Annotated in this window: 12 protein-coding genes and 4 pseudogenes; 11 read left to right on the top strand and 5 right to left on the bottom strand. The window is 42.4% G+C overall.

Annotation, left to right across the window (positions count from 1 at the left end):
- Positions 1-25: 25 nt before the first annotated feature.
- A pseudogene (locus tag FD20_RS11455) lies at positions 26-744 on the top strand (DNA topoisomerase); the annotation flags it as partial.
- On the opposite strand, the gene FD20_RS13085 reads toward FD20_RS11455, so the two are convergent.
- Positions 738-1,528, bottom strand: a protein-coding gene (locus FD20_RS13085; RefSeq protein ID WP_157060925.1) for an IS5 family transposase whose coding sequence is annotated in 2 segments (ribosomal slippage) — positions 738-1,261 and positions 1,261-1,528 — 792 coding nt in all. Because the reading frame shifts where the segments join, the coding sequence is not laid out codon by codon here. The pseudogene FD20_RS11455 and the gene FD20_RS13085 overlap by 7 nt on opposite strands.
- A gap of 280 nt (positions 1,529-1,808) precedes the next feature.
- Here FD20_RS13085 and FD20_RS11445 point away from each other — a divergent pair.
- From FD20_RS11445 to FD20_RS14020, 8 genes and pseudogenes are all read left to right on the top strand, one after another.
- The gene (locus FD20_RS11445) at positions 1,809-2,240 is read left to right on the top strand and encodes a CopY/TcrY family copper transport repressor (RefSeq protein ID WP_057738669.1); all 432 of its coding nucleotides are present in this window, start codon (positions 1,809-1,811) and stop codon (positions 2,238-2,240) included.
- Between the two features lie 250 nt (positions 2,241-2,490).
- Positions 2,491-4,686: a heavy metal translocating P-type ATPase gene (locus FD20_RS11440; protein ID WP_057738667.1), complete on the top strand. Its 2,196-nt coding sequence runs from the start codon at positions 2,491-2,493 to the stop codon at positions 4,684-4,686.
- A 52-nt stretch (positions 4,687-4,738) separates the two neighbouring features.
- A complete protein-coding gene (locus FD20_RS13075; protein WP_003688746.1) occupies positions 4,739-4,903 on the top strand; it encodes a DUF2933 domain-containing protein in 165 nt (54 codons plus the stop codon).
- Positions 4,904-4,921: 18 nt separating this feature from the next.
- The gene (locus tag FD20_RS11435; RefSeq protein WP_002817475.1) at positions 4,922-5,218 is read left to right on the top strand and encodes a hypothetical protein; all 297 of its coding nucleotides are present in this window, start codon (positions 4,922-4,924) and stop codon (positions 5,216-5,218) included.
- 263 nt (positions 5,219-5,481) lie between these two features.
- Positions 5,482-6,321: pseudogene (locus FD20_RS11430) on the top strand (IS256 family transposase); the annotation flags it as partial.
- A gap of 20 nt (positions 6,322-6,341) precedes the next feature.
- Positions 6,342-6,425, top strand: a pseudogene (locus FD20_RS13900) (PbsX family transcriptional regulator); the annotation flags it as partial.
- Positions 6,426-6,443: 18 nt separating this feature from the next.
- Positions 6,444-6,866 carry a dihydrodipicolinate synthase family protein gene (locus tag FD20_RS11420; RefSeq protein ID WP_032806265.1) on the top strand — a complete coding sequence of 141 codons (423 nt, stop codon included), beginning with the start codon at positions 6,444-6,446 and terminating at the stop codon, positions 6,864-6,866.
- A gap of 70 nt (positions 6,867-6,936) precedes the next feature.
- Positions 6,937-7,071 (top strand): hypothetical protein, encoded by a 135-nt coding sequence (locus FD20_RS14020; protein ID WP_003645890.1) that lies wholly within the window; start codon positions 6,937-6,939, stop codon positions 7,069-7,071.
- A 77-nt stretch (positions 7,072-7,148) separates the two neighbouring features.
- Here FD20_RS14020 and FD20_RS11415 read toward each other — a convergent pair whose 3' ends face one another.
- From FD20_RS11415 to FD20_RS11405, 3 genes are read right to left on the bottom strand one after another with little or no spacing between them, the layout of a single operon-like run.
- A complete protein-coding gene (locus FD20_RS11415; RefSeq protein ID WP_083489137.1) occupies positions 7,149-7,694 on the bottom strand; it encodes an IS3 family transposase in 546 nt (181 codons plus the stop codon).
- 42 nt (positions 7,695-7,736) lie between these two features.
- On the bottom strand, positions 7,737-8,582 hold the full coding sequence (locus FD20_RS11410) for an IS3 family transposase (protein WP_002817479.1): 846 nt from the start codon (positions 8,580-8,582) through the stop codon (positions 7,737-7,739).
- Positions 8,579-9,154, bottom strand: a complete 576-nt coding sequence (locus FD20_RS11405; RefSeq protein WP_057738671.1) for a helix-turn-helix domain-containing protein — start codon at positions 9,152-9,154, stop codon at positions 8,579-8,581. The genes FD20_RS11410 and FD20_RS11405 overlap by 4 nt, the downstream gene beginning before the upstream one ends.
- A gap of 27 nt (positions 9,155-9,181) precedes the next feature.
- Between FD20_RS11405 and FD20_RS11400 the strand changes: the two genes are divergently transcribed.
- Positions 9,182-9,469, top strand: coding sequence for a transposase (locus FD20_RS11400; protein ID WP_003688751.1), 288 nt, complete (start codon positions 9,182-9,184; stop codon positions 9,467-9,469).
- Positions 9,470-9,492: 23 nt separating this feature from the next.
- On the top strand, positions 9,493-10,371 hold the full coding sequence (locus FD20_RS11395) for an IS3 family transposase (protein ID WP_057738665.1): 879 nt from the start codon (positions 9,493-9,495) through the stop codon (positions 10,369-10,371).
- Between the two features lie 47 nt (positions 10,372-10,418).
- Here the strand turns inward: FD20_RS11395 and FD20_RS13070 are convergent.
- Positions 10,419-10,553, bottom strand: a pseudogene (locus FD20_RS13070) (acetyl-CoA carboxylase); the annotation flags it as partial.
- Between the last annotated feature and the right edge of the window lie 113 nt (positions 10,554-10,666).

Genomic DNA, 10,666 nt, shown 5'->3' with positions numbered 1-10,666 from the left:
GGGGGCATGCACTTGTAATCACAAAATTAGCGACTGGTTAATTGGTATGAATGGTAGCCCATAATGTATTTTATATTGATAAAAATTTGGTACGTAGAGCGTGCTCGATTAGTTACCTATAGCTGCCAGCCTTGTATATGGTCTATCAAAGGGACCAGGCAATCAAAAACTTTAAGCCGGAACCTTATTTTGAGCTAAATGCGGAAATTTTAGCTAATCAGCAAAAATTTGTCGCAAAATTAGACCCCTATCAGCGATTTAAAGACGAAACAGGGCTAATGACATTCATGCAGGCTAAACACGTTCAGAAAGGCTCACAGGACGGTTTTATCAAGGACGTCCAAAAGCAAGGCAAAAAACGAGCTAGTCCCCAACTATTCTCGCTATCTAGTCTCCAAAGTGCCATGAATAAACGTTATCACGCCAGCGCCAGCCAAACCTTAGCGGCTATTCAAAGCTTATACGAAGACAAACTACTCAGTTATCCCCGCACCGATTGTACTTATATCACTGATGAAGAATTTGAGTATTTAGTGGCTAATCTGACGAAGTATCTGGGTTTGGTCTCTAAGCCAGTCGCTTTAACCAATACCACCCCAAATAAGCGCTATGTTAATGGAAAAAAGGTTGAAGAACACTACGCCATTATCATGACTAAAGTCGTGCCGACGAAAGAGAAACTAGCTAGCTTGCCTAAATTACAGCAACAAGTCTACGACCTGGTTTTAGGAACCCGTCTAGTATCTTTTAAGAACTATCTTCAGGAAGGCCAATACAACCATTTGAAGACTGCTGTTAAGGGCGCGTTCACAGTTTTTCCAAAGTCGCCGACATTTGTCTAGCCAACTCCATGAACGTTCAATGATCCATCGTTGCGGTAACACCGTGAACGTATGCAACTCGTTGCGTTTAGCTACCGTCGTCTTAGCATTCAAAATGAGCTTCACCTGATCCGCAAAGTCATTGCCAGTGTAGCCACCATCAACCATGACATGCTGAACCAGCTCTAAAGTTTGGCTAGCCAAACTAATAAACATAGCCAATGCACCTGAACGATCTGATACATTAGCTCGTGTCACGAGAACGGCTTGTGGTAAACCATTAATATCAACCGCCATATGACGCTTAATCCCTGAAATCTTTTTGCCGCCATCGTAGCCACTATTTTTCGTTAAATCAGTGGTTTTAACACTTTGAGCATCAACAATCACAAACGACGTTCGGGCCGATCGGCCCTGTGCAAAGCGATAGGAAGCAACAGTTTTTTTAAAAGCCTTTCTAATAGCGAATCAGCTGTCGGGTCTGGTTTATCTCGCCACATATCGTAATAGCGGTAGACAGTGTGCCATTCCGGGAAATCGTGTGGTAATTCACGCCATTGACACCCTGTAGTAAGCGAGTAAAGGATGGCATTGAATACGTCATAAAGATCATAACGACGCGGTCTTGTATGCTTGCGGAAGTTTTCTAAATCAGGTTGTATTAACGCAAATTGCGCTCGAGAAATATTGCTTGGATAATCTGGCATGACAAACTCCTCAGTCGGTTTTCCACAATTCTACCAGATTCAGCAGATACTAGACAGGTTCTAAGAGGCATTTCACCATACTAACAAGAAAACCAAAAATTCCCAGATCATTAATTTAACATATCGTATCAAACCACGCCTGGAATATTATCTAGGCGTTTTTTTAATGTCATGGTATTTTCTGGCAGAAAGGTTGCATTATTGTGACTACAGTTGTAAACTAATAAGTGTTAAAAGGCTACAAACGTAAACTTAGAATTCAATTAATGGAGGAAGCCAATTGAAGGATGCAAAGAATGTAACCATCACCGATTCTGAATGGATGGTTATGAGAGCAATTTGGACAATGGGACATGCGACTAGTCGTGAACTAATCGATGCTATGAACGAATTAGAAGGCTGGTCAGTTTCAACAACCAAAACGCTACTTCGCAGGTTGATTCAAAAACAGGCGGTTGCGCAGCATGGCGGCAGTCGACCATTCACGTATAAGCCGGTTGTTGGCGAGAAGGAATCAATGGCGGCAGCGGCAGATGATTTGTTTGACCATATGTGTGCGATGCGGGCTGGTTCAACAATTGCCGGCGTTATTCAGTCAAGGGAACTCTCGCGGGCGGATATTGCGAACTTACAGGCGATTCTAGCTGAAAAGGCCAAAACAGCGCCCGAGGAAGTTCAGTGTAACTGCTTGCCGGGTGATCAAACGTGTTAAGACTGTGGTGTTCTGTTTACTTTTAGGATTGCTGCACAAAAATCCAGAATCTGGGATTTCTGATGGCGGAAACTTATGAATTTTTGTCATAATTCTCATTCATATAGTGGCATGGTGCTCCGCAAAGCAGAAGCCTAAATATAAGAACCTGGTGGAAAAATCCCGATCCCGGGGATTTCCACACAAGGAACTTATATTCCGGCTTCTAACCGCTTTGCTACGCACACTTATTTTTAGGGGGTCGATAATCATGGCAAATAAAGAGGACCATATGAACATGAAAAACATGAGTGCTAAGAATATGGAAAATAATGAATCAAATATGAGTCATATGGATCACGATATGACCGAAACGGATCATAATCAAATGAACATGGACCACGATATGGCCGAAATGGATCACAGCCAAATGAACATGAATCACGGTGATATGGATATGGCTGGGACCGACATGATGATGCACGGTGGCTCAATGATGCATATGGGGAATTTGAAAGTTAAATTTTGGGTCTCCGTTGTCTTAGCGATTCCAGTTTTACTGTTAGCACCAATCATGGGTTTAAACGTTTCCATCCTTAGTTTCAGTTCACCGCTAATTGTTGGCATTATCATCGTTTTGTTTGATACAGCACTTTACTTTTATGGCGGAATGCCATTTTTAAAGGGGGCTAAAGCGGAAATTCAGAATAAATCTCCTGAAATGATGACGCTAGTAACCCTTGGAATTTCCGTTTCGTATTTCTACAGTTTGTACGCATTTATTGCCAACAACTTCTTGAACCCGGCAAATCATGTAATGGATTTTTCGTTCGAACTTGCAACCCTGATTTTAATTATGCTTCTAGGACACTGGATTGAAATGAATGCATTGATGGGGGCTGGGGATGCCTTACAAAAGATGGCGGCCCTGTTGCCTAAGACGGCCCATCTAGTTACAGATAATGGTGAAACAAAAGAAGTGCCAGTATCTGATTTAAAAGTTGGTCAAGCTTTCCAAGTGCGTTCAGGTGAGGGTATTCCAGCCGATGGTGTTATTACGGCTGGGGAGTCGACCGTGAATGAAGCACTGGTAACCGGTGAATCTGCTGCCGTTACCAAGAACGTTGGCGATAAGGTCATTGGTGGTGCAACCAACAATAACGGGACGCTAACGGTTAAAATTAGTGGTACTGGTGACTCCGGCTATCTTTCTCAAGTAATGAAAATGGTTCAAAATGCCCAGCAAACTAAATCTAAAGCAGAAGATAAAGCTGATTTAGTTGCCAAGTATCTATTTTACGCGGCATTTGGTGTTGGGATTATTGCTTTCTTTGCCTGGTTACCCCAGGGATTGGCGACTGCAATGACGATCATGGTGACCGTCTTCGTGATTGCTTGCCCGCATGCATTAGGATTAGCGATTCCATTAGTGGTTTCTCGTTCTACTACGATTGGCGCTCAAAATGGGCTATTAGTTCGAAATCGCCAAGCCATTGAAGCAAGTCAACATGTTAGCCACGTTCTCTTGGATAAAACTGGCACGTTAACAGAAGGTAAATTTACGGTGAATGCATTGATTCCAAATGATGGGATTGACGAAACAACGTTATTAAGCCGACTGGCCGCCCTTGAAAATAATTCGACTCATCCGCTGGCCCAAGCAATCATTACTGAAGCCCAAGCGAAGGACATTGAAGTCGTTGCGGCTGAAAAGTCTCAAAATATTCCGGGCGTTGGTATTTCCGGTAATGTTGATGGCACTGACTATACGATTGTTAATGGTAACTATTTAACGAAGAAAGGGATCAGGTTTGACGAGGCCGCTGCTGATAAATGGGCTGCTAAGGGTAATTCCGTCAGCTTCCTATTGCAGGGCACCCAAGTTCAAGGAATGGTTGCTGAAGGCGACACCATCAAAGCGGGTGCTAAGGAATTAATTAGTGGTCTTCAGAGGCGAGGAATTACCCCCGTAATGCTCACTGGCGATAATCCAAAAGCCGCGGAACACGTTGCTAACTTACTAGGATTGACTGAATTCCATGCAGGCCTATTACCAGATGATAAGCAAAAGATTATTGCTGATTATCAAGCAAAGGGCAATCACGTCATCATGGTTGGTGACGGCGTAAATGACGCACCAAGTCTTGCCGCAGCCGATATTGGAATTGCAATTGGCGCCGGAACCGATGTTGCCATTGATTCCGCTGATGTTGTGTTGGTTAAATCAGAACCCAGCGATATTTTACATTTTCTTGATTTGGCTAAAATCACAAATCGGAAAATGGTTCAAAATCTCTGGTGGGGAGCAGGCTACAATATTGTCGCAATTCCACTCGCTGCCGGTGTGTTGTCATTTATTGGAATCATTCTAGACCCAGCCGTTGGTGCTGCGGTCATGGCGATGTCGACAATTATCGTGGCAATTAATGCGATGGGATTGACTGGTGAAAAGATTAAAAACGTGTAATTAAGTGATGACAAAAACTTATTATAGAAACAAAGCAAAAGGAAGTGAAACTATGTCACAATGGATTCTGATAGCCCTTTTTCTTCTAGCACACCCACTCATGATGCTATTTATGCACAAGGGTATGCACGGTGGCTCTGGTAGTATGGGCGGCTGTGGAAACAACACTCAACAAAATTCCAATAATACTGAAAAGCCACGTAAAAAAGTCAATTAACTTGGGGGTATATATTATATGAAAATATTAACTGGTAGTCGCGGTGATGAGGTCCATGAACACCTTTACGAAAATGGTCAAAGACGGGTTGGTCATCGTATACTAAAGAAAAATACAGTGACAAACAACGGAGAATTTCACCCTGTACCTGGAAATATAGTTCTCATTCCCTTAAAAGGGACGGTGAAACTGACCACACCAGATCAAGAATGTACAATCAAAAATGGTCAACTTGCAATACTTGGACCAACTGATAGTTTTTACTTAACTGCAATTGATGATGTTGAATTTGTCGGTGTTGTTGATATTAAATAGCTCAAAAAGAGTGTCACATGGCACTCTTTTTTATATATGCTGGCTTCTCCATATTTACGACACATATGACTGTTTTAATAAAGTGTATTTCAAAAAAATGGAGGAGACAAAGTTGAAATTAACGCAGAGAAATATGCCTACTTTAGTTACCGCACTAACATTAACAGATGTTACACTCTCCACTGGAAAAAAACTGCGGTTATGTCCGTATAATTGGTGTAAATTCTAAATAGGACTTTGTGAAATCTGAAAGGAACTTCATTATGCCAAAGGTTGAATTAAATTTAGAAGATGACGAATTAAAGGAACTATTACTAGGTGATCGGGATAAGGCCATGCAATCAATTATGACCAAGATCCTTGACGAAATTCTTAAGTCCGAAGCGACTGAGCAGATTAAAGCTAAGGCTTATGAACGTTCGGATGAACGAACCAATTCACGGCATGGTTATCGGGTTCGTCAGCTTACCACCCGCGTAGGGTCTCTAGAACTACACGTTCCTAAACTCCGTCATGGCAATTTTTCAACACAGCTGTTCAAACGCTACCAGCGTAGTGAGCAGGCCTTTGATTTGGCATTAATGGAAATGGTAATCCAAGGTGTTTCAACACGTAAAGTAGCTGAGATTACTAAGAAGTTATGTGGGACAACCTTTTCTAAAAGTACGGTCTCGGCTTTATGCAATAATTTGGACGACCAAGTGCTGGATTTTAACCGACGTCCCCTTACGCAAAAGTATGCTTTTGTGTATGCCGATGCAATTTTATTTAAGGTACACCGTGGTCACGTTGTGACAAGTAATAGCTTACTCGTTGCGATTGGAATCGACCCTAGCGGTCGTCGAGAAGTGCTCGGTTTTGATATCGGTGATAGTGAATCAAAAGCTGCATGGATGGACTTCTTTAGTGAACTTAAACAGCGGGGCCTTACCAACGTTGATATGTTTGTTTCAGACGCTCATTGTAGCTTAAAGGATGCAATCACTACGCAATTTCAGGGTAGCCTTTGGCAGAGATGTCAATTTCATTTTAGTAATGACTGTACAAGTATTCTGGCACTCAAGGATCGTAAAGAAGTTGCTAACCGACTCAAAGATTTATTTAGGCGAATTGTAGAATGAGGTTAGCCAGTCATTGGCAAGATGACGGGAAAAGGGATCACGAGCTTGATTGGGGAAAGTCAGAAGGTAATGAACTTCAATGGTAAGCCAAGGTGATATATTTTATGTTAACTTTAATCCAAGCCGTGGTCATGAACAGAATTGGAATCAAACAATGTGGTTCCGATGAAGAATTGGCCGCAATTGTTGAAAAGGCGCCTAAAGATTTTCTCGTTTACACGGGCGAAGATGCTCAGAGCTTGACCACCCTCGTCTTGGGTGGTCAGGGAACGATTTCAGTGGCGAGTCATTTATTTGGAAATGAAATGGCGACGATACGCCGCGCCTTGAACCACGGCGATATCACCCAAGCAGGGCAAATTCAACGACGTTTAATGCCGAAGATGGCAGCACTATTCACACAACCCTCACCGGCACCCGTCAAAGCGGCGCTGAACGCCCAACACTGGTTAGTCGGAAGCACGCGCCTACCAATTTTACCGTTAACCACCAATGAACAAAGTCAACTACTCAACAGCTTAAAATAATGCAGAACGGTTGGTAGTACCTGGCAAAAGCGCGTATACTGAAACTAAAATAATTAGGAAAGTGGTGACCATGATGTGCGGTTGGGCTTTTACTGGCGGTATGCCCTTTATGTGGATGGGTGGCGGCTTGGGCATTATCAGCTTACTGATTCTGTTAGCCGTTGGTGCTTACTTTTTAGGGACACGTTCACGCCATCACGATTAAAGTTCTCATTGGGATAATCAAAAAAGACTTTCAAGGCACGGCTTGATAAAGTGAACCCTTAAAATTGGACAACTTTATTAAGCTGCTTTCTGGACGGTAAGTTCCCGGTATTTTACCGGGGACTTGCCGTCCAGTTTTGTTTTGATGCGCCGATGATTGTAGAAGTCTATCCATTCGTTCATAGCTTCGATAAGCGCTGTTTTGGTCTCAAAATGTTCATCCATAACCTCGACTTTCATAATGTGAAAAAACGACTCCATGGCGGCGTTGTCGAGACAAGTGGCTTTACGTGACATACTCTGAAATACATGGTGCTCTTTAAGCGTGTTTTGCCAGTGGCGATGCTGATACTGAGATCCTTGGTCAGTATGGACAGTCGTCCGATAATCTAACACCGGTATTCGATTTAGGGCTTCTTGCAAAGGTTTTAAAGCGAATTCAACGGTCGGGTGGTCACTGATATTGAAAGCCAGAACCTCTCCATTGAAGAGGTCGAGGACTGGTTCTAAATAAACCCGTTCATTTTGGCTTTGGTTCCCATATCGAAATTCACTGACGTCGGTGACTAACTTCTGGTAAGGCCGATCTGTTTTGAATCGTCGCTTAAGTCGATTTGGGGCGATGGGTACTGTACCCTGTCAAGTTGACACATTAAATAATAAAAACTAGTTAGCCTTGTCGAAGCGATATTCTGCTGCGGTAAGGTCATTTCTTTTGCCTGAAATAAAGGAATGCGTAAAGTAATCGATACCTTCTGTCACCAGCTGTTCTAAGTCTTCAAACGTTTGTGGTTGTGGTGAATGTGCTAACCAGATAGATTTAAAATCAGCCCACCAGTGCTCCATCACCGCATTATCAGCTGGTGTTCCTGGGGCTGAGTAACTATGTTGGCTGTTATTACTAGCCAAGTAGTGGTTGAATGCTTTGGAAGTATATGCTGCTCCGCGATCAGTGTGGATTAGCGGTGCCAGACCTCCGGCTTTCTGCTTGGCCATTTGAAATACTTTAATAGCCCCAGTACTCGTTTCTGTAGGTGTAATAATCCAGCTAAGTGGGTATTGACCGTATAGATCCAGGACAACGTGTAGACGGACTTTGTACTTACGAATGTTGTAGGCAATTTCCGTCGTGTCCGTCACCCACACCTGATTTGCGGCAGCTTGTTCAAACTGGCGGTTCAGGGTATTCTGTGCTTCATAAGTTTCCTGCTCCTGCACACGTTTTCTCTTAGGCTGACAATAGTCCGCTTTAATACTGTGTTCCTTCATAATGCGCATGACGCGCTTCTTGTTAACTGTGTATGATAATCTTTCCTGCTTTATCAAACGGGTCATCTTGTCATAACCAACGCAGTGTTTATGTTGTGCTTCTAACTGTTTAACGAGCTTTAGAATTTCTTGATCTTGAATATCATGAACCGTCGGTTCATGGGTAAGCCACTTGTAGTAAGCCTGCCGACTTACCCCGGCTGCTTTAACTAGATCAGATACCTTATACCCACTTTGGCTCATTTCCTGAATCGCTTGATATCGTCCGGCCGTTCCACCTCCCGATTGTGTATTTCGACCAATTTTTTTGCGAAGGCAATCTGTACCTCCCGTTCCTTCGCTTTAGCTTTCAGCTGCCTTACTTCTTGTCGTAATCTTTCCACTTCATTGGTTGGTGTTTTGCCTTTATGGCGACCCCGGTTATCCTGAAGGGATTCCCAATCGTGAGTTCTTTGGTACTTTCGTACCCATGAATAGACCCGTTGATAGCTGACATTAAATTTTTCTGCCGCGGCTTGATAGTTATACTCGTGATCAATTGTCCATTGAGTAATTTTCCGTTTCTCCTCAAAAGTAACTTTTCGACCCACTTTCCTAGCTCGCTTTCTTGTTGCGTAAGCAACACTTAATTGTCCACTATTGTACCGGACAATCCATTGATGTAGTTGGGAAAGACTACGAATTTGATATCTATTGAGAATTGCTTGGCCTGACAGGGTACCTGAAAGGTAAGCTTTAACGGCTGATCGCTTGGTTTGAAGTGGGCCTAGAATAAAAAGTGTACAAGTTAAATAGAGACTCTGATTTAGTATAATTAAGGAAGTAAATTGGAGGATCAAATAATGACGAAGCACAGTTATGACAAGGAATTTAAGGAACAGGCCGTTCAGTATTACTTAGATAACAAGGATCACATGACCATGAATGAAATAAGTAAGAATCTAGGTATTGGGGCTAGTACATTACATAAATGGATTAAGCTGTTTACTGAGACTGGGGAGTTTGGCCGTGGCTCCGGTAATTTTGCCAGCGATAAGGACAAGGAGATTGCACGACTAAAGCGTCAACTTCGTGACGCTGAAGGAGCGATCGAAGTATTAAAAAAATCAATCGGGATTCTGAGCAAGTAACTACCGAAAAGGTATACCAAGAAATGGACGTTCAGCACGCTTTGGAATCCCACCCTTCCATCAATGGTATGTGTGATTATGTTGGAATCTCAAGAAGTGGTTACTATCAACGAGAAAAGCGTCATAATCACCAATCACCGCGAAAGCTTCGGAAGAAGTTTATTCAAGGTGAAATTAAAGCAATTTGGCACAAAAGCCTTTGTATTTACGGTGCCGGCAAAATCACCCAAGAACTTCGCTCAAAAGGATATAAGATCGCTGAACGAACTGTTGGTAAGTATATGCGTGAACTTGGTATTCACGCCGTTTACCTAACCCCTTGGACGACTACCACTCGCAATTCTAAGTTTGATAAACAGCTAATAAATATTTTAGACGAGCAGTTCAATCCATTGCGACCAAACGCCGTTTGGTGCATTGACACTACTTATATTCCAGTTCATGACGGATTCGTTTATTTAACCAGTATTATGGACTTGTACTCCCGACGGATCATTGGTTGGGACTTATCTGAAACCTTGGAGGTATCGAATGTCATCCCACTTATTGAAAAGACTAAGCACAGTCGCCATATTAGCAAGCCATTAATCATGCACAGTGATCGTGGTAGTCAGTTTACGTCTGAAGCTTACAATCAAGTTACAGCTAACATGACATTAAGCTATTCAAAGAAAGCTTATCCTTGGGATAATGCCTGCATTGAGTCGTTTCATGCCTTGATTAAGCGTGAATGGATAAATCGGTTTAAAATCCATTTATACTCCGAAGCTAAACGACTAGTTTTTCAGTACATTGAAACGTTTTACAACACAGTTAGAATTCACAGTCACTGTGGATTCAAATCACCAAAGCAACTTGAAGATGAGTATCAAACTCAAATTCAAAATTTAGTCGTGGCATAAGACAAAAAAGTCTCTATTTAAATTGTCTATTTTATTGACAGGGGACCACGTTGACTGTTAAAAAACAGATTATAGGTCTGATCGTAGGTATCATTAGTTAACATTAACCAATAGCGGGTTTGGGGACGCCGCTTAAACAATAGGGTTAATCGCCCCTTAATAATCTCGATATCGCTATTTATAGCTATTACCTCCATTATGTCCGCCCACTAGTGAAGCCCGCTTGATAGCGGTGCCCCCCTTTAATAAACTGGTCGCGTAAACTAGTTTGGTGAACCCAAATTGCCGGTGAATT

Origin of the sequence: Liquorilactobacillus uvarum DSM 19971 (genome assembly GCF_001434935.1) — a bacterium.
GTDB classification, from domain to species: domain Bacteria; phylum Bacillota; class Bacilli; order Lactobacillales; family Lactobacillaceae; genus Liquorilactobacillus; species Liquorilactobacillus uvarum.
The sequence above is the reverse complement of the archived record's forward strand: the minus strand, read 5'-3'. Positions and strand labels throughout refer to the sequence as shown.